The 23036-nt window shown below is 48.9% G+C and carries 19 protein-coding genes and 2 pseudogenes; 6 read left to right on the forward strand and 15 right to left on the reverse strand.

Annotation, left to right across the window (positions count from 1 at the left end; all coding sequences use genetic code 11):
- Window positions 1-339: 339 nt before the first annotated feature.
- The 3 genes from ACVLVH_RS22985 to ACVLVH_RS22995 all read right to left on the reverse strand — a co-directional run bounded on the left by ACVLVH_RS22985 (window position 340) and on the right by ACVLVH_RS22995 (window position 5699).
- A protein-coding gene (locus ACVLVH_RS22985; protein WP_494583092.1) for an IS3 family transposase occupies window positions 340-1514 on the reverse strand; the annotation gives its coding sequence in 2 pieces (ribosomal slippage) (window positions 340-1256 and window positions 1256-1514; 1176 coding nt in all).
- A gap of 139 nt (window positions 1515-1653) precedes the next feature.
- Window positions 1654-5259, reverse strand: coding sequence for a hypothetical protein (locus ACVLVH_RS22990; protein ID WP_498950181.1), 3606 nt, complete (start codon window positions 5257-5259; stop codon window positions 1654-1656).
- A gap of 56 nt (window positions 5260-5315) precedes the next feature.
- Complete coding sequence (locus ACVLVH_RS22995; RefSeq protein WP_498950182.1) at window positions 5316-5699, reverse strand: hypothetical protein; 384 nt, start codon at window positions 5697-5699, stop codon at window positions 5316-5318.
- 66 nt (window positions 5700-5765) lie between these two features.
- Here ACVLVH_RS22995 and ACVLVH_RS23000 point away from each other — a divergent pair, with 66 nt between their 5' ends.
- Complete coding sequence (locus tag ACVLVH_RS23000) at window positions 5766-5924, forward strand: hypothetical protein (RefSeq protein WP_498950184.1); 159 nt, start codon at window positions 5766-5768, stop codon at window positions 5922-5924.
- On the opposite strand, the gene sctC is transcribed toward ACVLVH_RS23000, so the two are convergent.
- The 8 genes from sctC to ACVLVH_RS23040 are packed head-to-tail and all read right to left on the reverse strand — an operon-like array spanning window position 5917 to window position 10903.
- The gene (gene sctC, locus ACVLVH_RS23005; protein WP_498950186.1) at window positions 5917-7905 is read right to left on the reverse strand and encodes a type III secretion system outer membrane ring subunit SctC; all 1989 of its coding nucleotides are present in this window, start codon (window positions 7903-7905) and stop codon (window positions 5917-5919) included. The genes ACVLVH_RS23000 and sctC overlap by 8 nt on opposite strands.
- Window positions 7906-7925: 20 nt before the next feature.
- Complete coding sequence (locus tag ACVLVH_RS23010; RefSeq protein ID WP_498950187.1) at window positions 7926-8153, reverse strand: hypothetical protein; 228 nt, start codon at window positions 8151-8153, stop codon at window positions 7926-7928.
- Window positions 8154-8192: 39 nt separating this feature from the next.
- On the reverse strand, window positions 8193-8780 hold the full coding sequence (locus tag ACVLVH_RS23015; protein ID WP_498950189.1) for an HrpE/YscL family type III secretion apparatus protein: 588 nt from the start codon (window positions 8778-8780) through the stop codon (window positions 8193-8195).
- A complete protein-coding gene (locus ACVLVH_RS23020; RefSeq protein ID WP_498950191.1) occupies window positions 8761-9333 on the reverse strand; it encodes a hypothetical protein in 573 nt (190 codons plus the stop codon). The genes ACVLVH_RS23015 and ACVLVH_RS23020 overlap by 20 nt, the downstream gene beginning before the upstream one ends.
- Complete coding sequence (sctJ, locus tag ACVLVH_RS23025) at window positions 9326-10084, reverse strand: type III secretion system inner membrane ring lipoprotein SctJ (RefSeq protein ID WP_498950193.1); 759 nt, start codon at window positions 10082-10084, stop codon at window positions 9326-9328. The genes ACVLVH_RS23020 and sctJ overlap by 8 nt, the downstream gene beginning before the upstream one ends.
- Window positions 10081-10425: a hypothetical protein gene (locus ACVLVH_RS23030; RefSeq protein WP_498950195.1), complete on the reverse strand. Its 345-nt coding sequence runs from the start codon at window positions 10423-10425 to the stop codon at window positions 10081-10083. Before ACVLVH_RS23030 ends, sctJ begins: the two co-directional genes overlap by 4 nt.
- A gap of 48 nt (window positions 10426-10473) precedes the next feature.
- A complete protein-coding gene (locus ACVLVH_RS23035) occupies window positions 10474-10680 on the reverse strand; it encodes a hypothetical protein (RefSeq protein WP_498950197.1) in 207 nt (68 codons plus the stop codon).
- A gap of 19 nt (window positions 10681-10699) precedes the next feature.
- Window positions 10700-10903, reverse strand: a complete 204-nt coding sequence (locus tag ACVLVH_RS23040; protein WP_498950198.1) for a hypothetical protein — start codon at window positions 10901-10903, stop codon at window positions 10700-10702.
- Window positions 10904-12162: 1259 nt separating this feature from the next.
- Between ACVLVH_RS23040 and ACVLVH_RS23045 the strand changes: the two genes are divergently transcribed.
- Complete coding sequence (locus ACVLVH_RS23045; protein WP_498950199.1) at window positions 12163-13035, forward strand: tyrosine-type recombinase/integrase; 873 nt, start codon at window positions 12163-12165, stop codon at window positions 13033-13035.
- Between the two features lie 28 nt (window positions 13036-13063).
- Here the strand turns inward: ACVLVH_RS23045 and ACVLVH_RS23050 are convergent, their stop codons facing one another.
- The 4 genes from ACVLVH_RS23050 to ACVLVH_RS23065 form a co-directional block, all read right to left on the reverse strand.
- Window positions 13064-13924 carry a DUF4435 domain-containing protein gene (locus ACVLVH_RS23050; protein ID WP_498950201.1) on the reverse strand — a complete coding sequence of 287 codons (861 nt, stop codon included), beginning with the start codon at window positions 13922-13924 and terminating at the stop codon, window positions 13064-13066.
- The gene (locus ACVLVH_RS23055; protein WP_498950203.1) at window positions 13921-15162 is read right to left on the reverse strand and encodes an AAA family ATPase; all 1242 of its coding nucleotides are present in this window, start codon (window positions 15160-15162) and stop codon (window positions 13921-13923) included. The genes ACVLVH_RS23050 and ACVLVH_RS23055 overlap by 4 nt, the downstream gene beginning before the upstream one ends.
- Before the next feature lie 281 nt (window positions 15163-15443).
- Window positions 15444-16040, reverse strand: coding sequence for a hypothetical protein (locus tag ACVLVH_RS23060; protein WP_498950204.1), 597 nt, complete (start codon window positions 16038-16040; stop codon window positions 15444-15446).
- Window positions 16037-16744 (reverse strand): hypothetical protein, encoded by a 708-nt coding sequence (locus tag ACVLVH_RS23065; protein WP_498950206.1) that lies wholly within the window; start codon window positions 16742-16744, stop codon window positions 16037-16039. The genes ACVLVH_RS23060 and ACVLVH_RS23065 overlap by 4 nt, the downstream gene beginning before the upstream one ends.
- 431 nt (window positions 16745-17175) lie before the next feature.
- Here ACVLVH_RS23065 and ACVLVH_RS23070 point away from each other — a divergent pair, with 431 nt between their 5' ends.
- From ACVLVH_RS23070 to ACVLVH_RS23085, 4 genes and pseudogenes are all read left to right on the forward strand, one after another.
- The gene (locus ACVLVH_RS23070) at window positions 17176-18069 is read left to right on the forward strand and encodes a type IV toxin-antitoxin system AbiEi family antitoxin domain-containing protein (RefSeq protein WP_498950207.1); all 894 of its coding nucleotides are present in this window, start codon (window positions 17176-17178) and stop codon (window positions 18067-18069) included.
- Window positions 18070-18082: 13 nt separating this feature from the next.
- Window positions 18083-18970, forward strand: a pseudogene (locus ACVLVH_RS23075) (nucleotidyl transferase AbiEii/AbiGii toxin family protein).
- Window positions 18957-19631, forward strand: coding sequence for a PP2C family protein-serine/threonine phosphatase (locus ACVLVH_RS23080; protein ID WP_498950209.1), 675 nt, complete (start codon window positions 18957-18959; stop codon window positions 19629-19631). The pseudogene ACVLVH_RS23075 and the gene ACVLVH_RS23080 overlap by 14 nt, the downstream one beginning before the upstream one ends.
- A 386-nt stretch (window positions 19632-20017) precedes the next feature.
- Window positions 20018-22155 (forward strand): annotated as a pseudogene (locus ACVLVH_RS23085) (AAA family ATPase).
- The last annotated feature ends 881 nt before the right edge of the window (window positions 22156-23036 follow it).

Consider the following 23036-nt stretch of genomic DNA (forward strand, 5'->3'; position numbering starts at 1 on the left):
CGAGAGGAAGAGTGGAAATATTCATCTCACTTTTTTTATCCGGGACGCGCGACGGAGGGAGGGGAGGTAGCTTCATAATATGTATCCTGATAGTTGAAATAATAAAACTCTGTAACAAGATGAATCACTGACTCGTCACCTCAATATTCTGGAGTAAGCATTCATTTATCACGTTTTTGTGGAGTCAGCTTTTGATTGAATACGTCTTCAACAAAAATAAAGGTGACTCTATCGAGTACCCAAGAGTGCAAAAAAAGAAGAGCAATAATTATGTTGTTTAAAAGATGTGTTTTTAATGAGTGCTGCAACACATAAAAATTAAAAGATATAATGTAGCGGTCAACAAAAACTGGCCACAGCTTTAGAGTTTTTCCAGAACAATCGTTCTGATTCATTCGGCGTCAAACCACCATTATATTGATGAGGTCTGAGCTGGCTGTAATATCCTGTGATGTAATTCGTTATTGCCGTGCTGGCTTCGCTAAAATTCGCGTAGCCATTATCCGGTACCCACTCTGTTTTCAGGCTTCTGAAGAATCGTTCCATTGGGCTGTTATCCCAGCAATTTCCCCGGCGACTCAGGCTTTGCTTTATCTGATATCTCCACAGTAACTGCCTGAAATTCCTGCTGGTATAGTGGCTGCCTTGGTCCGAGTGATACAGTAAATTAGCCGGCTTTCCTCGCGCTTCCCAGGCCATGGACAGCGCTTTAGCTGTCAGTGCAGAATCCGGGAAAAATGACATCGCCCAGCCAACCGGTTTACGGGAAAACAAATCGAGTACAACAGCCAGATAAGCCCAGCGTTTTCCCGTCCAGATATAAGTCACATCACCGCACCAGGCCTGATTAGGCTCGGTAACAGCAAACTGGCGATCCAGATAATTAGGGATCTCAATGTGCTCCTTAGACGCCTTCTTATAACGATGGCCAGGTTGCTGACAGCTGATAATATTGAGCGCTTTCATTAGCTTTGTTGCCCGCCAGCGGCTCAGTTTTATACCTTTGGTGGTGACCATCGCGGCAATGCTTCGCGCTCCTGCTGAGCCGTTACTTTCGCGATAAACTTCACGCACAAGGCTCAGTAATGCCACTCTCGTGGCGTCAGGCTTCCTGGGCTGCCGCCAGTATTTATAACTGCTGCGATGAACCCCAAACACGTTGCACACAACGGCAACAGGAAACCGCGCCCTGAGTTTCTCAACTAATGAGAATTGTTCAGGGAGTCTGACATCAAGAGCGCGGTAGCCTTTTTTAATATATCCCTTTCCATTTCAACGCGTTGAAGTCTTTTCTTTAGCTCGCGTATTTCAATCTGCTCAGGTGTCATGGGTGAAGCAGTGGGTGATTTTCCCGCTCGCTCTTCTTTCAGTTGTCGAACCCATTTGTCCATTGTGGATTTGCCGACGTTCATTGCCGTAGCAGCGGCGGCAACGGTGTAATGCTGATCGAGTACAAGCTGGGCAGCTTCGAGGCGAAACTCGGGGCTAAAATTGCGTCTGTTACGTCCGGTCATAATGTCACCTGTTTTGACTATGAGGTGATGATATCACCTCTATTCAGGTGGCCAAATTCACTATGCCACTACATAATGGCATCTCAAGGATGTGAGAATGCCATCAGGAAATAGATTTATGTCAGCCTTTTGCATCCATCTATTTAGTACTGTAATAAAACTCATGAGAAGGGTAATAATCAAGTTCATAGATGGCTGGGTTATTCATAAACTCATCCAGATCATACGTAACTTCATCCTGTTTATCATCTGGATTGCCGCCCTTATAAGTTTCGGTGTAAGGGGCTAAGTTTTTTATCTCATATTCTTTAGCTTTAAGCGTATCTTCACTCCAGTGAAGTTTGATGAACTCTTCTTCAGGGATATTTGCACATGAAAGCGGTCCGCCAATGTAAGGATCAATTACCATCCGTTCGTTATCCAACATAACTGTGATATATACATGATAATGTCCCAACCACCTAGGTTCGTCTTCACCTTGTGGATGAAGGACAATTTTGCTATTCGGGGGAGCATCATCTTTCAACTTAATTACCCTCACTTCTACTTTATCTTTGAGGCTATCCCATAATGCTTTGTCCTTCTGCATAACTTTTAATACTTCTTGAGCCTTTGTATCACAGGCATCCACCTTATCTGCCGCCTTTTTAAAATCGCTTTTCATATTTTGCAGTCTATTCTGCATTTCCGCATCGCTCTCCCCCCCTCTTAGACCCAAGCTGTCCTTGACCCATTTGTTGCCATTCCACCTGACTTTGTCTGCAGGTACGTCCGGATGAGCTGGATTGACCACCCGCACAGCGCCGCCGTTTTCTGCCCTGACTTCATACACCATCGGCGTTTCGCCCGCGTAGCCCCTCTCACGGATGTACATCCTGTCGTTCAGCGCATAAAAGTCCCCTGTCGCATTGCCCGGCGGTGTGGCTCTCTGGGCACTGCTAAGGTCAACATTCACCGCCCAGTCTCTCTTAAGCCATCCCGTCTCAAACGCGCTGCTGTGCCTTTCTGCAGCACCAGCAGAACCCGCAGCATCTGCCATGTTACCAAACGCTTTCAGCCCCAGACGGTCCAGTCTGCCCTTTGCACCGCCAGCCACCCCTTTCAGAACTCTTGGGATCTTTTTACCTGCATAGCGCAGTCCACTTCCGATGGCTTTGACGCCGCCGGTGATGTCGACCACGTTGAGTAAGCCCAGCGCCCCTGTCACCAGTGCGCCGCCACGATCTCCCGTGGCCCCCTCATTCACCGCCTCATACCCGTCATTAATCAGTGAGACCACCCCCAGACCCGCACCCACGATCACGGCTGCAGGCCCCGACGCCATGGCCAGTGACAGTACCAGGCCATCTACCGCGTCCGCCGCCACTTCTCTTATCATTTCCCAGCGGCTGATCGTCTCCTCATCAGCGTCGGCAATTCTTGTTTCTACCATCTCGCTGTACAGGTCATAGTTATCGACTACGGCATAACCCGCCCGGGCACCCTGAGGTGAGCTGCCTCTCAACATAGCCTCAAATGACGCGTCCAGCTTGTTCGTATCGGCGAGGGCGACCTTTTGAGCCACGGTATCCCGCGCCGCCTGCGATTGCGATATCAGTGCATCAAAATCGCCAGCTGCGAACACATGCCTGCCGTTGATGGCCTCAGGGGTGTAAACATACTGCCGTGGAGGGAACTCTGCCCCGGTCCTTGCTGGCTGGCTGTCATTGAGCGTAAACATCACCATTCCCGGCACGCGGACATTGCCTACGGTCAGCGGCGCCATAAAGTCATAATCGGATGTTGCGCTCGCCGGAAAGCCCGCGAGCAGGCGTTCAATACGCTGTGCGTCACCGGCAGGCAGGGTTCCTTCTGCAGACTGCGCGCTGCTGTTCTGCGCCATCTTCAGCGCAAGCTGCATTTTCGACACCTCCAGCATGTTCCACGCGTTGCGCAGCTTGCGGCTTTCGGGCAGTGTGAGGTCGTTTTTTTTACTCAGCACCTGCTGATAATCGGTGCCGGGGTAGCCTGCTTTCAGGGCTTGGTCGATCCCGTTTTTCACCTCCGGCTGATTCAGCCTGACGTACATCTGCATGGCGGTGTGCAGCGCCTGCCGGCTCTCCTGTGTCAGGGTGGCAATGTAGCGTTCATCCGCGGTTGCCGGTTTTGCCCCGCTCGGGGTGTTGACAGCTCGGCTCAGCGTGTCGGCAAAAGTGGTTTTTTCCGTCCGGGTCAGCGCGCTGACGTAGTTATCGTCGGTTACGGCGGTTGGCAGAATCTCCATATTGGTGGCGAAATCTGCGCTGCCCGACTCCCTGCGGCGCAGATATGCCGCGAATTCAGTGAGTGTCCCGATATTTTTTCCGCTGGGCGGACGGATAACAAACGCATCCGGGTCAAAGTCTCTGGCGTTCCCGATCACCCCTCTTTCCTGAAGAAATTTTCCGTACTCATCCCGATTTTGCATCCACGTCCGCGTATACTCAAGCAGGGAGGGCATGCCGTACTGGTCTCTGGCGCGTTCCCAGTTTCCGTGCAGGTTGATAACGCGAACAGCGGCGTCCCGGCTGCTCGCGTCGTATCCTAGGATAGCGGTATTCCGTTCCTGCAGGCGGTCGGCTAAAGCGGACATGACCCCGTCAAAAGTGGCGTTCTCTTCCGGCATGAAACTCAGCGACGCATCGCGGCTGGACCAGATGAGGGGGGCTTTCGCCCCCTCCGCCATAACGGCTTTCTCCAGCCGCCCAGTGCTGACGGTCTGATGCAGGGCTTTTTCACTGACGAACTGCGTCATTGCCTGCTCGCTGCTGAAGTGATGGCTGCGTCCGCTGGCGTCGGCGTCGTACAGTACGTAGTTGTCATCACTGTCCCGCAGGACCAGCCAGCCGGAGATCGGGGTACTGATGGCGTTGCCGCTGGCGTCAAGTGCGTTGTACGTCAGCGTTCCAGCGGTCACGCCGACGTCACCGTTGCGGAATTTTCTGACAATGTCCAGGCCTCGGATGTTATCGTTGCTTCTCAGCTCGCCTTTCATATCTGCTTCCAGCGTACTGAGCTCAAAGCGACTCACGGTCAGATCGCGAAACGCCTGCCGGATGCGTTGGTCCTGATTCAGCGTTGCCACCTCTGGCGGTGTGCTGATGCCGCGCAGCCCGGTGCGAAAGTTTGCCAGCGCTTCGCCTTTCAGCAGGCGTCGCTGAGAACGGATGTCAACCTTAAGGTCAGCTGAGGCCAGCATTTTATCAAGCACGCCGGCCTGCCATGCCTCATCCAGCGTATGTGTGAAAGTGACAGAGGTGGACTGGGAACCGGCCTTCTCAGTCAGGGTAGCAGTAAGGTGAATGTCTCCGGGCTGGCCGGGCAGGTGCAGCAGGCGCAGCTTCTGTATCAGCTCTGCTGCTGCGGGCTGTTCCGCGAGCGCCCTCTGGGTGGCTGAGGCCAGCTCTGCCTCGCTGCTGGCCACCTGGTCAAGGCGTTTTTTATAGTCTGCCTGTTGAGATTCAGGCGCATTGCGCAGCCAGGCGAGCGCCTCGCCACGTGGCAAACTATTACGCCACGCGCTGAGATAGTATTTTTCACTTTGTGCGGGGTCATGTACTGCGTCCGGGTCTGGCGGCGGCGCCAGACCGTCAGAGGCTGACCGCCCGTGGCGGGAATGCACATTTTCTGCTTCCTGGGGCACGAGAGCCGGAGGCTGACTAGTGGCAGCATGAATGTGACGATTATTATCGGAAAGGCGCGGTGGGAGAGAGGAGGTCAGTTTCATAACATGTATCCTGATTGTTTAATGAGAGAGTACTCATTGTTTAAAATATAAATTAATTAATAATCACCACTCAATTTACCCAGAGGGTAGTAAAGTTTAGAGTCACCTAATTCAAAACTGAGCAATGATGAGAGCTTTTTAATTAAGCACAAGATGCATTCCTTATTAAGGGGTTTCTTTTGAATAAGAGTATAAACAGAAAGGCACCCCTCAAAGTTAGTTGAAATAAAAAAACCACTATAGTAATTTGGATCTTTATTTCTCCGCTCCAATATATTGAGGATTATTTCCCTGTTCCATTCACCCTTATCAATTGATACAGCCAGAAAGTAATATTTATTTTTTGAAAAGGAATAAATGACACCTCGTGTAATGGCTAATTTACATGGAATAGAATCACTTGCTTTGGCCACGAACATTTTCAATGAATCAACAATCATTAATTATGCCTTTAATATATTCATGCGATATTGAACGACGCATCAGTGATTGAAGGAGACCACAGTATGACTAATTCACGCTCATTTTTTTCAGAAAAGCATGAAAATTTAATGCACTCTTTATTATCACTGCTTTGGCAGCCTGATAAAAAAAAAGCAACACAAATAATTATTTTTTTCATAAATAAACCAATTATGTTTAGAAAAGTTATAATGCTTATTTAAGTAACGATTTTCTTGAGCGCGTATCCGCTTCATCTGATGTATACACAACAAATATTTCTGCGGATTCTCCAGAATTCAGTGTTGACTTTGGCCAGATTGCGGTGGCCAGAACACGCTCATGAGAGCATTGTAAACTATTTAAAGATTTGCTCGATGATGTCTCGTTGGTAACCGTTCCTACCGTCACCTGAAACTCTCGGCTGCTATACCACTGTTGTTTTTGACCACGGTCAAGAAACGGCTTAGGGATTTCACATAGCGTCCGAAGTGAAAGCGCATCGCCACCCGGGACCATAGTTAAAGGTATTTTATTTTTAGAGAGATCAGAGAAAATATTTTCTATTTTATTTTTCATTTTTTCTTTCATTGCAAATTCATATGCCGAATAATTAGAAGATGATGACAAATGATTAGAGAGATACTTCTGAGGATCTAGTTGGTCTCCGAGAATACGCGGGGTGATAATAAACAACCTTTCACGCTGAGAACGGTTTTTATTATTACTTGAAAATAATGAGCCAACAATCGGCAAGTCACCTAAAAGAGGCACCTTACTTTTTTGTAATTTAGTTTCATTTTTACCTATTCCCCCTAGTACTAAACTGGAACCTTCATAAACAATAGCTTGTGTACTAATTACGCTATCATCCATTCCTTTAAGTTGATCAGATGAGCCATGCTTCAGACTGCCATCTGAAATATCTAAAATAAGTTGGATTGTAAATTCATCGTTTTTTTCAACTGACCGTGGTGTGACACGTAAGGTTGTGCCTGCAGTCAATGGTGATGACGTTGAACTATTTTCTGAAATTGAATGAATAAAACCAACATCTTGAAAATCAACGATAGCAGGGTGGTTTTCTAAAGTAACAACGCTTGGACTGGCAATTAAAGTGGCAGCTCCTTTCGTTTCCAGAGATTTTATGTGAGCTAAGAGTTGACTGTGGTTTCCGAGAAACATTGACCTTCCACCGAATGAAGCCCCCAGTTGAAGGACATCGTTTTTAAAAAATGCCTTCCATTTTGATTCCATTTCACGTAGTTCTTGATGATCAATGTCTACAATCAATGCCTGGATGTCGATTAATTTTTGGGGAACATCTAATTTGGATATGAGGTTTTGATATTCCTCTTTATGATTACTGTCCCCGCTGATTAATATTGAGTTAGTTCTCGCATCAGATGATATTTGTACGCTACTATCCCCGGCTAATTTCCCATAAATTCCCACCACATCCCCAGTAATGTATTCTGCCAGATTGCTAGTCTCATCATCTAAAAGTTCATTCATAGGTTCAGTTTTACTGGCTTTGGCCCCCCCACCTCCGCCATTTTTATTTAATAATTCCTTTAGTAAACCTGAAACCCCTGAGACTACAATTTTCTGATCACGATAATTTATAACTCTGTCTTCTGAATCTGCATATTTTAGGGGGAAGTACATAATTGTTTTTTTACTTTTAGTAGGTTTATTTTTTTGGGAGGTAACAAAACTTGATATTAAGTTAATGTATTCCTGTGGGCCCGTAACTAAAAGTTCTTCAGGTTTTTTTAACTCACCCCATCCAAAACGTGGCTCAAATAACTTCACACCAATTAATGCCTGTTTGAGCGATGGAATTCGTCCTTTAACGTCTGAAAAACGTTTTGACGCTTGTGACTCCAGAGAACTTACATACAAAGTATCATTATAAACAAACCATTGAAGACTGTATTCGAGTGCAATACGCTGCATAAAAGCCTCAGCACTACTGGAACGTATAACAGTCGAGACTAGGGTTTCTGGGATGTTTTGGAATTTTGCTTTGACTCCATGACTTTGTGCAAAATGCTCCAGTAGCACACTGAGCTTAGTATTATCTGCATGGTATGAATACGCCCCTTTTTTCCATTCAGCCGGCGTAGCAGCTAATATCGTACCTGAAAATAAAAGTAGTATCACTGAGAGAATATTGATAATGAATTTTTTTGGATTCGCCATGATATTTCACTTGAGTCTCATTAATTGATTGCGTCAAGAATGTATTTTAAAGTTTGATGCCTGTTTTGCGTGTATGAGGTGTTTAAATGTATTGCATTTGACTCCTGAAGTTGCCCAAACGTAAACGCATAAATATCTGAAGGCGAAACATTACCATTAAAACTTTTTCTTGCGAAGTTCATTAGGTTATTGTGTTTTTCAATCATATTATTGTGTAAAATGCTTTTTAAGTTATTACTTGTATCCATTAAAGATCTCTCTGTTATTTTAGCTTTGATAAGATATTTTTATTTGCTTGAGTAATGAGAAATAACGCTATCCCAAGATAAATTTAGATCGTAAAATTTATTCCTGATAATAATCAAATCCTGAGTCATGCCATCAATACCTTCCAACTTGAAAGGTAAATGCATGTGTTTTGAGAGGGAATTTAAAACAAGCTCTCTCATTTCGCTCGAACAAATTATTGTCGACTCACTCTCAATGGGTTTTTTTATTAACATCCTCAGCATTGTTTCAATTTTAATCTCTTTGGGTATATGACTTAAAATCTCCTTCAAGGTTAAGCTTACGATTTCACTTGCATTTTTTAGCAGGGTATCTTCCCAGGATTTTTTTTGTTCATGCCACTCTAAAAAAAAAACCTCCATCTTTCTTAAGAAAATCTCATCATGCTCCTCTTTAAGGGATGTTAAATGCATTTCTTCCTTCTTGAAATATTCAGACTCCATTTTAGATATTTTATTTATGGTTTCCTGCATCATCTCATTGGATATTCTCTCCATTTCTTTTAAATAATTGAGCGTTGAAATTTTTATCTTACCATTGTGAGCAATGATCTTTCCGGATCCTACTTCAACTTTTCTCAACCACAATTTCAATTTCCTTATGTATCGTTTTCCAAAGCGCTGATTGAATAACAATAGATGAGTTTATTGATTTCAACGCATTCATATTTTTTTGTGAAAATGCTTTCTCGGAAGAAACAACCTCATCTTTAACAAAAAAATAACGAATTATTAACCACATCATTTCTGAATTAACAGATACGAATCTGAGCGCGTGCGTTTTATTACTTATCCCCTCTTCTCTTTTATCAATTGTAATCGTGTGTTGAATGGCTCTTGATATTCTTCTGCACCATATGAGATCATGACTTTGTAAACTTCCGGGATTTTCATCTTCGGCATAAATAATAAAACCTATTAAACTTAAAAAATAGTCCCTGTGTTTATCCGAAATATCAGATAACTTATTTATAAATGCATGCCCTTCAATATTTATGATTGCGTTTATGTTGAAATATCTTATCAATGAAAATGCATAAAATTTCATGAATTTTTTTTCAGGTTTAACTCCTCTCGGAAACCAACTACTGTGAAAGTTGGGAATGAGCCTGTCTCTTATCCATATAATGTTATCATTCATTGCCACTTCCCTTTTTATTTTTTATTAAATGTCCTATGCCACCACGCCTGGATATGATTACGAAAAAGAAGATTAAAATTAAAAGTGCAATTATTAATATATCCAATGGAATAAAAATTCGGTTTTTTTTAGTCGTTTTGTTTATATTTAATAGCTCATATTCATTTCCTTTAGAAAAAACCACCGAAATCCTTTCCTTATTTTTAATTGACAGGCCGGGTATACTCGTTGATATGATTTTTCTTATACCCTCCTCGACCAAATCAGGATCTAATGTTCTGTTATGCTTGATAAATACAGATGCGGATGCTGGTATGGCAGGCTCTCCTGGAAATATTCGCTCAGGTAAGACCACATGTACTTTAGCAATAATTACCCCATCAATTTTTTCAAGTGTTGATTCTACTTCCTGAGATAATGCGTAGACATATCTGGCTTTTTCTTCTATTGGACTAGAAAGAAGACCGTCTTTTTTGAATATTCCACCCAAGCTATCTTTATTCTTCCTGGGTAAATTATTGTCTCGTAAAATTTTTATGGCATTTTCTGAATCTGTTTTTCTTACGTAAAGTAGCACTCCTGTTTTATCAACGTCTTTACTCGTTTCTATATTGTTTTTTGAGAGTACATAAGACATATCATTATAATCTTTTTCTGATAACGCGCTGTATAGCAATTCATTATCGCTACAGCCAGTCATTATCAAAGAGAAAAAACACAATAAAATAATTCGAATGGAATTAGTAATCATTGCATATTTGTCAATCTTTCTACTGCATGAACGAGCTTACCAGTTACCTTTGATATCATCATATTATTTAGAATTTGCTCGCTTAACAGTGTATTAAGGTTGCTAAAATTTTCAGGCGTGGGCGCTTTCCTAGCCTTATCAAATTCAATAGGTATTTTAGAGTGTAGTGCTGTATGTTCAGAGATGAAGTCCACTTCCTGTGTAATCTCGTTATCGATTAAATGTCTTTGAAACCATTGACTGTCAGCGGTTGAAATTAACTCACCTGAGTTCTCATTTTTCAAATAAGAATGATTGCTTGCTGGAATAAGACCATTGTTAAAGTTATTACTCGTAATCATTTTATTTCTCCTATGAAAACATGAGGCCGAAGCCCCATGTTTATTTATTTAAAAGTTAAGGGCTTTTTGTTCTTGAGACTCCTCTTTGGGCTTGGGTTCTTTTTTAAATTTATCTTCAATGAATTGGTAAATTGTCACGCCATTTGTTGCTGCTTCCAATCCCTTCATAATTGTCTTTGCTTTAGGTGCTTTAGGTGCTTTAGGTGCTTTAGGTGCTTTAGGTGCTTTAAATTTAGGAAGTTTAGAAAGTTTCATTTTTTTGATTATCCTGACATTACTGGTAGTTGATTTTAATATGGGTTGCTGCCGATGCGGCTTTAGATTGACTCTCAGCCGCTTTTTGGATTTTTGCATTTTCTGCATCCCGTTTTGCCGCATTTACAGTGTCTTGCTGCATCTGAACGCGAACTGCTGCCATTTGAGCTTCAAATGCAGTGCCTGCAATTAAATTTGTCCCCATTCCGATTAGTCCACCCATTTAATTCCTCCTTTTATAGAACATGATGTTCATATAATGAGTGGAGGTTTATCTCAACAAGTTCCCTTGTTATGCATTATTTCGTACTAAAAAAATTTTATCATGTTGTGCTAAGAGATAGAGTGGATTTAATAACGTCCAGTAGCAGTGGTGGCTTGCAGTAAACGCTTTAATGGCGCTGGCTGTACCCAATTCGCTTACCAATAACTGAACGTCGTCAGCCAGTTTTTAGCAGTAATATTTTTTACAGCACGATGCCAAAACCATGGGCGCCCTGTTGGAAAGGGTGCATCTCTACCTTCAAGGGATTTATGCGCCGCACATCAAACATCTTTAGCGTGCTGTTTGGAAAATCCGTGTCAAAATCAGTCATATTGATGATTATAAATTGTCAGCCTACGTCCATTACATTTTGGAACTATGTGCATTTCAGGATTCAGTTTAAAACTTACCGCCCCAGCCTTTGCTTTATTTAGGCTCGCCGCAATTGTTTCACCGCCCTCAGGGAACTAACGACGTAGAACGATTCTCTTCCTGACGATTATCTGTGTATCGGCTTTAATAGGACGCTTACCTGATTATTAACCCGAAATGTATAGTTATTTTATAACTGTTTGTCTGGGCGGAGTGCCCTTTCCGCTTTCTGCTATTTCCAGAAAGCGCGGTCGCATGACCGCAATGCGCTCCCTTTACAACATGATTTGCCCTTATCTATGAAGAAATTTGGCCGTGAGGATGACTCCTCAAGGGCTGGCGTGCAACAAACGAATTTCCGTTTTGAGGTAATATTACAGAGACGGGGAAATTATCGATCAATTGTTATTTGAATTGTTCCGGTGCTGCCGGCGTCTGCCGCAGGCGAAAATAGCCGCAATAACAGCCGCATCCTCGCTGTATGAATTCTTAAGAAACTGCTGGGGTAATTCCCGTCACACTTTTATGCAGGCCACCGATGCCCTTCTCTCTGTAATGCTTATCTTGTCCAGGCATTCAGCCTGGAGTGCCTGGTATGCCCCCCGCTCCGCCTTTTTTCCACTCTTTCCTTTTGCATCAGCGGGTTACGCAGAGACCATGGCCTTAAACGCGCGCGGGCACCCCGCTGTTTAATTCGCGCCGTCCAGGTTATTCTCCGTATACGGAAGAAAAGCCGGAAAACCGATCCGGAACGGATCCTTCCCGGATCGATTTATTCCCGTGGTTTTCGCTGGACAGACAGGGGAAAATACGTTCCACACCGCCAGACAACGGAGATTAAAAGTTTGGGCACTTTACCCCGCGAACTGACGCAGATTTCACGCAGCGGCGTCACAGTACAAAATGTGACCGAAACGGGCGCCGCGCGCTACTTTGACTACGAAAGCGCCGTGGCGCTGCGCAACCTGGCCGCCGCCTACGGCACCGACATGCCCCGCTACCTGCTGGCGCCCGAGGTGGCCGTGCTGCTGGCAAAGGTGACCGATCTCCGCAAACGCCTGTTCATCGACGCGCTGTGGAACACCGGCGGGCGGCTCAACGAAATTCTTCCCCTGACCCGGGAGGACTTCGTGCTTGACGACCCTGCCACCGGCGCCCCGCTCGCCTCGCCGTTCGTGGTGCTGCGCACCCTCAAGCAGCGCGGGCTGGAAGAGGCCGCCCGCAACCGCAGCCGCCGGCGCGGCCGGCCGACGAAGGAGGAGCAGCAGGCGGAGCGCGAGACCGGGGCCGCCATCCGCGACAACCCGCCGCGCGCGGTGCCGCTCACCGATCCGGGGTTCGTGCAGCGGTTAAGAGAATGGTTTGCGACGGCGCAGCTCCCCGCGGGCAGCCGGCTGTGGGACATCAGAAGCGAGGACACGGCGCGTAGCTGGATTTCGCAGGCGGTCGCGGCGGCGGCGCGTGACGGCGTCACCTTCTCCATCCGGCCGGTGACGCCGAAGACGTTTCGGGACTCGTTTGCGATGCACCTGGTGCAGCATCAGGTGCCGCAGAAGGTGATCCAGACGCTGATGGGCCACAAGGACGCGAAGTCCACGGAGTGGTACACGCGGGTGTTCGCGCTGGACGTGACCCGCCAGCTCGGCGTGCGGTTCTCCATGGACGCCGGGGAAGCCCGGGCGCTCCTGTTACCCTCCGGGCATGATGCGGGCAGCTGAACGCCGCAACGCTGCGGCGTTCAGGAGCTTAGTGCCGTATCAGCAGGCTGGTCAGTGAGGAGTGCAGTTGGGTGGCGCTGAAAATCTGACGGTCATAGCTCATGCGCATGTAGCTGTCGATTTCATCGAGCCGCATGCTGTTTTTTACAGACAGCGGCGTGTCAAAAAGCATTTTGAGCAGGTAAACAAAATCGTGCCCGTTGCAGATGGTGTAACAGTCAGGCGTCGTCAGATCCAGCCTGCGCATTTCATTCAGCAAATCCGCACAGCCCAGCGGCGTCTGTCTTCCGCGGCTTCTGGCTATGACGTGACTGATGTAGGCTATTTCATCAACAGCGACATCGGTTCCGTTAACGGATATAAAGTCCTGATACCGCATCCCTTTGAAGTTCAGACCTGAACGATTCAGGTAGTTGAACCACTTCAGCAGGCCCAGCCGGTAGCTTGCCAGCAGGACACTCTGCTTGATATTTTGACAGAAAGGGACAGCGAGCGCTCCGTTTGTCAGACGGCGCTGCGCAAAGTGCATAATAAATTTGTCCACTACGCCGCCCTCAACCAGCATCATCTCCAGATCGTGTGCGTCCGTGAAATAGATGCCTTCATGGCTGACGTCGCTCAGCCTGTCGAAATCTGCGTCACATACGCCATAAACCGCATCATTACCTGCGCTTCTCAGCGTGCTGACTGCACGTATTACCTCACTTTTGCCACTCTCCGGTGAGTCATAGAGGATCCGGTCATCGAGGCGATGCGAGTTAAAAAAGCTGATGTCGGTAATGCCTTCAACAACGACCAGGATCCGGTCACGGTTCATCCCGTTACGCATGGCCATTAGCATGGTGCTCATCCAGTCCTCTTCACCGATGGCGTCGCGAAGCGAACTCATTCCGGTTCTCCTGCGGCTTCAGGCGCGGCTCTGTCGCGATGGGCAATATCGTACAGATCGAACGTCAGCGGCCAGTTTTTACTGATCACGGCCGGGGAGTGCGTGGCAATGATCACCTTCTCGTAGCCGTTAATCTTCTGAATTTTCTTCAGTGAGTCCAGGAACGTCTGCTGCCACGCCACGTGCAGGGAAATCTCAGGTTCATCTATCAGGATGACCTTATGCGTGCGCAGGTTAAAGATCAGGCAGAATAGCAGCACTATCTGATTCTGCTCGCCCGAGGAAAGCATGTTGCGCCCGACTGGGTCGCCGTTCTCACTGATAAAGCTGAATCCCTGTTCCCGGCTGATATGAACATGTTTAAAGGCCAGGACTTTTTCCCGCAGGATCGATTCAAATAAATCAATTTTCTGGTGCAGCGTTTCAAACGGCGACAGCTTCTCCATCGCATCGTTGATATACAGATCCAGCACGTTCAGGTATTCACGGCTACCTTCCATGGCGTCCCCTTCATCCGGAAGCAATTCCTCCTGCGTCTGGATCAATCCGAACTGCATATAATCGCGGCGTTTACCCTGGATACCGATAAGTCGCTGCTGGATATTCGTGTAGTACAGACTTTTTTGCTTCTGCAGACGCTGAAACAGCCGGATCGGGAAAGTGGCGTCGAGCTTCTGGCTGAGCGAAGCAGACTCATCTTCGGCGGCACCCATGAGATTTCGCAGTTGATCGGCGCAGCGGTCAATCACCGTTGAGCCATCGGTTGCTTTTTCCAGCCGGTCGGCGCGTATAAACGAGATGAATCCTGCAGGGAAAAGCGTGCCGAGCACATCTGATTTCAGACGGGCATATTCAGGTTTTCTGTTAGGTGCATTCTTATCTTCACCAACAAAAACAATCTGGGTCCAGGAGTGAACCTGATGCTTATCTTCTTTCAGCGTCAATGTTTCAGCCACAGGTTCTGAGCCCGAAGCGCCCTCGGATAAAAGGGTCAGGCAGCCAGATTCATCGCCGGTGATGAAGATAGTCCCTTTCTGATGGTAAAGCGTGATTTGTTCAAATTTCAGGGTACAGAGCACGTTCAGGTGATTGGCCAGGATACTGTGGAGAATATTGAGGATCATGGTCTTACCGTATCCATTCGGACCGGTGAGCATGGTTATCTCGTTCTCATCAAGCGGAATGCTGTAATCGAGCAAGCCAAACAGCTTCCTGATTTCAAGTCGGATCAATTTCAAATCAATATCCTTATTTTATCCGGGCCAGAAACAGGCCCCGGGAAAGTATTCTTTTTTTGATAATTTTTGACTATGTGTGGCGTAATTATACTGAAGCTGCACATGCAAAAAAGTCGCTTAGCGGCCATTAATGCACTTTTTTCATGGGCTTATAGATGAAAATTTTTAATGACCGCCTTTACCGGAGGTGTCCTGCACGGTTGAATCTGACCAATTTTGTCCGACCTGTCTGCATTTTCTGACCGGTATCCGGCGCGTTTATCCCTGAAAACCCGCAGCGGCTACTGTTTACGCCATGGAACGTGCCAGGTACTGCCATCTTCAGACGTAAAATTTCCTGCCTTATCGTCCGTGCGGAAACACCGCATGTCTTTACCGTCAGCGGTGGTGCAGTTTGTCCAGGACAGTGGTAAGCCTTCCGTCTGCTCCTGCAGCTGTGCGAGCGTTGAGCGTCGCGCCTGTATCTCATCCAGCGGGGGAACAAGCGTCAGGATAAGCACGATGGCCACGGTACACAGCACCCCCTGTGCAGCCAGAAACCAGAGCCAACTTCGCCAGCCAAGCGACCGGCTGGCCCGCTCATAGCGGTCAGCCGCCGCATCAGCGGCCCGATCGGCTTCGCGGAAATGGTCTGCCAGAAGCCGTGCTGACTCCTGAGCCGTTGAGCCGGCCATGGACGTGACGGCACCGATGACATCATCCCTGACCGCCCTCATCTGTCGTTCATGGGTGGCGGCGGACTGAAGCAGCCCTGAGGTTGCCCGCTCGGCCGTTTTTCCCTGCTGCTTTGCGGCCTGAAGCAGCCTGTCTGCGGCGTCAAAGAACAGGCGTATGTCGTGTTCGCTGATTGTGTTCGTGTTCGTGTTCGTGTTTTTCACAGGCTCAGATCCATTCCTCTGTCGTAATCCATTGATTTTTCCCTCTCCAGCTCTTTGCCGCGTTCCATATTGAGTCTGTATTCGAGCCATTTCTCATGCGTCATCGACAGCTCCATTATGTTTTTCAGCCCGGCATAGTGCAGATTGCCGCGGCCGTCACACACGACGATAAGCGCCCCCGCGCTGCTCTCTTCATCCACCCCCTGGCACCACCTGACCAGTTTCAGGTAGTTACTGATGGCCATCGGGTCTTCTGCATCCGTATGAGGCGAAAAAATATTGCGCGTTGTCTGTGCAATAAAACGCTCGAGGTTCATAGGCTCAGCCTGTCGGGCAGGCTGAGAGAGTGCGCTGAGATAACTCGAAAAGTAGGTTTTTACGCCCGACTGAACGTCAGGGCTGGTTTCGACATACCAGTGGATCCGGTGAGAAAGTGGCGTCAGGCTTTCATCAATTTTTAGCGCGTGAGAGAGCTTTCGGAAGCGGGCCGCCTCTTTATCTGACCGGTTAGCCGCGCTTTTGAACTCAATCAGCCGCAGCGTGCCGGGGAAGGAAAGCAGCACGTCACCCAGCGCCTTGTCTTCCGGCGTCTGCTGAAGAAGGTTGACGGATGCCGGCAGTACATCTCCACGAAGCTGCGCACCGACAGAGACGCCCAGCCCATACAGGAAATTACCAATGACCACGTTCTCATAGAGCTTCACTGTCTGCTTCGCCTCCTGAAAGTTTCGCTAACTGAGCGGTAGAGATGTCATCGCGCCGTCTGCGGCCAATGGCTGACAGCAGAGTACCGCGTCAGGCGAATCCTGGTTAACGACTGTGAAGCCTGAACACGTCATTTCTGGCAGCACGGCCATCACGAAAAGACGCTCACCTCGTTCGGTGCCTCCGTGACAACTGCGCACTGAAAAAACGAACAGGCGGACTAATCTGTACGTGTTAATATTTTTGGCCAATGACTATGTGCATCAAAATGTCCTAAGGACATTTTGATGCACATAGCTGCATGTTGTCAAGATAAATAAAAAAACGCGGTATTTCAGGTGCTCAGACTCAGGTCTTGAAACTGAAAAAGTTGACATTATCCACTATGCAGTGTATAAGTCCTAAGGACTTATACACTGCAAGGTTTAGTATGAAAAAAACCATTCCGCTTCGTGAAGCTGTTCGCCTGATGTTGCTTAACCGTCACCCTAAACCGGTTATCGCGCTTCATGAATTCAACGAACATCTGTATCAGCTTTATCTGGACAAATCGTATGATGGCGTCCCCATCGGAAAGATCCAGACTGCCGAGCCCGATGGTCGTATCCTCAGCGATATCCTGAGTGACATGCTGCACCAGGGAATATTGCTGCCCGCGATCGATGGCTACGTCTGGCAGATAAGCAACCGGGATACCCCGACTGCTCAGCAGCAGGTATGCAGCCTCACGCCTTACTCGCACCTGTCCTGTCTTTCAGCGATGGAATGGCATGGCCTGACCGACAGGATCCCACACGTGCTCCACGTTACTCAGGCTAAGCTCTCTGCCGCCCGAAAACTGCATGAGGAATATCTGCGAACGCGATTCCCGGACCTGAAAACCTTGCTTCCTCTGCTGCCGCGGGGATTTGTCCCTCACGAAAAAATCGACGGAAAAACGCTGATTCAGCATGCCACCACTAAATATAAGTCCCGGCCTGAGCTCCATGGATCCGGCGGGGTCCGGGTGACCACTCTGGGGGAAACCTTCCTGGATATGCTCCGAAATCCGGACCTCTGCGGCGGCTATTCTCACGTAGAGGATGTTTTTCGTGAAAGAGCCGCTGAACATCTGCCGGTGATAGTCAAAACCGTCGATAAGGAAGGCTCGGGGATCGACAAAGCACGTACCGGTTACATGCTGGAAGAAGTCTGTGGCCTGTCACACCGCACCATTGAAAAGTGGAAGGACACCGTACAGCGCGGCGGGAGCCGCAGGCTGGTATCCTCGAACCCTTACAAAAATGTGTTCTCGGAAGTATGGTGTATCTCCATTAATAACTGATCGTGGAAAGACCATGGAATACGGTATTGAGGAATGGGTCGCAGAGGCCCCCGCGGACAGGGTGGCCTTCCGTCAGGCGGTACACATTGTTTTGCAGGCCATTGCGGAGAGCGAGTACCTTCAGCCGCGCATGATCATGAAGGGCGGGATCCTGCTGGGGCTGCGATACAAAAGTTCACGGTTCACGGAGGACATTGATTTTTCTACCAGTATGCGCCTGGCTGACATCGATAAGGATACTCTGCGGGGTGAGCTTACCGAAGCGCTGCAGATTGCGTCGGCAGAACTTCCCTACCAGATCAGCTGCGCGGTGCAGAGCCTGAACATTTAGCCGCGCGATGCGGAAAACGCCACCTTTCCGGCCTTTCTCCTTAAAATTGGCTATGCCCGAATCGGAAACGAGGGCGAAATGCGCCGCCTGCGCGCCGGTCAGTCCCCGCATACCGTTCAGATTGACTACAGCCTGAATGAATACAGCCTTTCGGTGGACCACATTACGCTCACCGATGATAACGATCTGCTGGCCTACAGCTTTACCGATCTGGTGGCCGAAAAACTCCGTTCCGTCATGCAGCAGGTCGTCAGGAACCGCTCGCGCCGGCAGGACATTTACGACCTCAACCTGCTACTGGACGCCGTTGACATTGATGACCATGATCGCCTGCACATCCTGAACAGCCTGCTGGAAAAGTCCGCCGGGCGGCTGGATGCGGGGTTTGTCAATCCGGAGACGCTCGACCGGCAGGATATCCGTGAGCGATCTCTGCAGGATTACGGGCTGCTGGAAAGCGAGGTGGCAGGTGCACTGCCCGATTTTGATGGCGCTTACGATGCGATTAAGGCGTTTTACCGCGCGCTACCGTGGGACCTGGCGACAGGATGGCAGCGTGCTGACGGCTGAGTTGCATCTCACACATCAGGGGAGCCGGACGGAACAGCTGGACCGGTTTCTGTCGGTGGAGACAGGCCTGTGTAGGATGTTCATGATGGCTGACGGTTTTTCGCATTGTGACGCCTGTCCGCACTACGTCGACTGGCTCTCTGAACGACTGTACCGGCTGGCAGCATCAGGGATGGACGTGAGCCTGGCCTGCAGGGAAATCAGCAACATTCTGCAGGTCAGGGACTGTTTTCCGGGTAAAGCCAGCGTGGCGTTTGTGATTGCAGACGACCGGGAATATCGCTATGCCTCACTGGGCGACACGCGGATTTACTGGCTGAACAGCGGTGACAGAACGCGCGATCATTCACTCGCCGAGCGCTGCGTATCTCTGGGGCAGTGCCCGCCAGACGCGATACGGTTTCACCCTCTGAGAAACCGCCTCTTCGCATGGGCAGGAAACGGTCGGGGGCTCATGCATGAGGTGAAATGGCACCAGAGAACCTGTAAGCAGGAGCAGTCCCTTCTTCTCTGTACTGACGGATTCTGGAGCCAGCTCAGTGATGCAGATATCTACACCATCCGCTCTGCCGCCGGGCTGAAGGAACGGTGCACATGTCTTTCTGCAGACAGCAGCAGCCCGGATAACCTTACCGTTGCCCTGCTCCGGCCGGGTTGTTAGACCGCTTCCCCCGCGTTCAACCTGTCCCGGGGGGCCGGGGACTTTATTATATTACTACAGTTCATCACTCCCCCGGTGAAGGGTGCAGAGCGGGGACTGTATTTGCATACCTGCTGGTCCCGCCTGCATCCGTCCCTCACACCTGATCCCGCTCACTTTGCACGCCTCCAGCCCGGTCATGGGCGCGACCACGTTATATTCATCGGCAGCGTCAGAAATCCGGGCTTCCCACATCGTCCCGCATAACAGATTAAACATCAGTTAAATTAATAAATACCCTGTTTACGCATAAACAGAACGGTGATTATATGAGCGTGAAACAGCAAGAATTTTTCAATAATTACGACGCAGCTTTTACTTAACTCAGCCATTAGAAGGAATTTTCGATGGATGTTGAAATCTGCCACTGCAATAACATTGATCGTGCCCGCATTACGCTTTCAGAAAATAAGCTAAACATAAAGTTTGCGCCTAACGGTACCGGAAAAAGTACGATTTCCCGCGCTATTCTGCACGGTGTTACCGGTGATATCGCAGGCCTCAGCAGCCTTCTTCCCTTTAAGCTCCGGGCGACCAACCCTTCAGATCTGCGACCCGGCGTGTCAGGTGTGGAACATCTTCAGGATGTCCTGTGCTTTGATGAAAAGTACGTCTCTCAGTTCACGTTCCAGCCTGACGAACTGGTCAGCAACAGCTTTGATATCTTCATTAAAACGGAAGCTTACAGCCAGACCGAGCGTGAGATCGACGCGATGGTAATAGCCATCCGGCAGGAGTTCAGCGGAAATGATGAGCTCGAGCAGTTCATCACGCACCTGCAGGAGCTCAGCGGTGCGTTCAAACTGACCAGCAAAGGCCTGTCCAGGTCGTCTACGGGGATGAAAGGACTGGCGGGCGGGAATAAGCTGCAGCATATTCCTGCAGGCCTGGAGCCTTATCAGCCGTTTATTCAGAGCGCCCGTAATGTTGAGTGGATAGAGTGGCAGACAAAAGGGTATGAAAATTTCTCCACACTGTCTGCGGGATGCTGCCCCTTCTGTACCGGTGATTCTCATGATAAAACTGAACAGATAAGCAAAGTCAGCGCCGAATATGACAAGACGGTAATCAGGAATCTTGTCGGCATTATTGCGGTAGTCGACAAGCTGGGCGCTTATTTTTCAGAAGCGGCCAGAACGCGCCTGAAGGAAATCACCACACTGCAGGGCGGCCTGGAAAAAAAGCATGAAGACTACCCGATCACCGTCAAACAGCAGACAGAAAACCTGCTCTCGATGCTCCTGACCCTGAAAACGCTGAACGGTTTTACCTTTAATGATGCCGGCAATATTCGCGCCTCACTCGCGGCCTTCCACCTGGACGTCACCTATTTTCCCGATCTGCAGTCGGCAAAAACCCGTGAAGTGACGGAACGTCTCAACGCTTCTCTGGACGGGCTGATCGCCCAGTCCGGTCAGCTGCAGGGGCAGATCAGCAGGCAGCGTGCGGGCATGCAGCGCCTGATTGAAAAGCATAAAAAAGATATAAAACCTTTCTGGCGTATGCCGGCTATCGCTATCAGGTCGATATATCCGGCGACGGTGAACAGTGCCGCCTGAAACTCCGTCACGTCGATTATGACGATTACCTCAGCGGGGGGAGTCAGCACCTGAGCTACGGCGAGCGTAATGCCTTTGCCATCGTCCTGTTCATGTATGAATGCCTGGCCCGTAAGCCCGGTCTGATAGTGCTCGACGATCCCATTTCTTCGTTTGATAAAAACAAAAAATTTGCCATTCTGGAGATGCTGTTCCGCCGTAACTCGGGCGAATGCCTTAAAAACCTGACGGTCATGATGCTGACGCACGACGTCGAGCCCATTATCGATACCCTGAGATCGGTGAAGCGTTTGTTCAGTAACCAGGTCACCGCCTCCTATCTGCGGTACAGCGCCGGTACGATCACTGAGCTGCCTATCCGCGAAAGCGACATCATGACCTTCACCCAAATCTGCACGCGCGTGACGGCCTCCGGCTGTGATGATCTGATAAAACTGATTTATCTGCGCCGGCATTATGAAATTATGGACGATCGCGGCGATGCCTATCAGGTGCTCTCGAATCTCTTTCATCACCGTGAGGTCCCCACCGACACGCGCGAATCCGTGGCGGAGGGCGCCGGTTTTCCTCCGATGGAGCCGGTCCGGCTGAACAGAGGCTGCAGCGAGGTGGCCGGGCGTATCCCGGGTTTTGACTACGCCCGAATACTGGGCCAGCTGAACAGCCATGCGCATATACTGGCGCTTTATCAGCGCTGCGTGAACGGCTATGAAAAGCTCCAGGTCTTCAGGCTACTCGAGCCGGAGGCCGATAACCGCGTTATCCGCAAATTTGTGAACGAGACTTACCATATCGAGAATGAGTTCATCTGTCAGCTCGACCCCACCCGTTTCGACCTGATCCCTGAGTACGTTATTGCTGAGTGTGACAGGCTGTTGCTTACCGGTGAGGCTGCGAACGAGGAAGCCGGACAGGAAACCGCCTGAATCTTTTAGTCCCTGCCTTTCCTGATGAACAAAGAAGTAGTCGCGTCAGGGAAAATCTCCATACGGCAGAGTCTGCGGTTTATTCTTACAGTTGTCGGGGCCATGAAGCCCGGCAGCCACGGGTTCAAAACCGCTTAGCGGTAAAACCCCAGCGGCTCAGGGGCTAAGAGAAGAGTGATCACGATGTGATACGGATCCGTAATACAGATATCTGAGCCATGGAGAGAATGAATCCGGCACGACAGTATTGTGTGTGCTGACGGGAATACCCCGGAGCAGTATGGCGGCATTATTCAGGGATGTAACATGTGCGCTGGCGGGATCAGGACATCGGAAAGTGTGCGCGAGGAAGGATTCAGGGCTCTGAATATGTGTGGTGGCAGGAATATTCGGTTTTTCCCGCCACCGCACACCGTGTTCGCGTCTCTGAGTTCGTAAAACCATAAAGTTCAAGCTTGCCCGCCAGCACACACTCCATCTGCCCAGAAACGCCCCCGCCGGCTACGTACCGTGATGATAACGCGGAGTAGTACGCGGTGAATTCGGGCTGCCGCTCCTTAAACTGTACCACCGGGGATAAGATGCTACCCAACCGGCCACATGCATAATGCCACAATAACTCTGCCGGCAGTGCTGGACATCACGGCGCAGCTTCACAGAAGACGCGGCGGAACACACGGCTGCCGGCAGGATGTTCTGACAGCCAGTATGGGAAACAGGTCACGTTTCAGTGAGGGTGTTATGGGAAATACATCAGGTTGCCGGCGATCAACCGTGACCTTAAACCCCGCCCGGTAAGCATGTGGGAAAGGCATTACGTTAGTTCCGGGCGTGCTGTGCGGGTAACTGACTGTGGGAAATACATCAACTTTGCCGCGCTG

The sequence above is a fragment of the Kluyvera sp. 1366 genome (genome assembly GCF_054823405.1).